Origin of the sequence: Sphingobacterium sp. SGL-16, from assembly GCF_011043515.1 — a bacterium.
In the GTDB taxonomy this organism is placed as follows: Bacteria; Bacteroidota; Bacteroidia; order Sphingobacteriales; family Sphingobacteriaceae; genus Sphingobacterium; species Sphingobacterium litopenaei.
On sequence record NZ_JAAKGQ010000131.1, the window covers coordinates 1 to 387 of the forward strand.

The 387-nt window shown below is 36.7% G+C and carries 1 protein-coding gene; it reads left to right on the forward strand.

Going from position 1 to position 387, the window contains the following annotated elements; all coding sequences use genetic code 11:
• A partial coding sequence (locus tag G5B32_RS16980; RefSeq protein ID WP_206366953.1) for a transposase occupies nt 1-387 on the forward strand: 387 nt, incomplete at both ends.

Here is a 387-nt window from a genome sequence, read left to right on the forward strand (position 1 = left end):
TATTAGGAGTGTACTTGTCCGAGAATGAAGGAGCTAAATTTTGGGTTTCGGTACTAAGTGATTTAAAACAACGAGGGGTAGAAGATATTCTTGTTGCTTGTGTGGATGGCTTAAAAGGCTTTCCGGAAGCTATAGAAGCAGTTTATCCGAAAACCCAGGTTCAATTATGTATAGTTCATCAAATACGCTCAAGTCTAAAATATGTTCCTGAGAAAGACAAAAAAGCTGTAGTAGCAGATATGCAGCCTATCTATAAAGCTAATACTCAGGAATATGGTTATCAAAAGCTTTTAGAGTTTGAGGAAAAATGGGGTAACAAGTATCCATTAGCAGTAAGTGGTTGGGTTGATAATTGGACAAATCTATCCACTTACTTTGAGTACAATG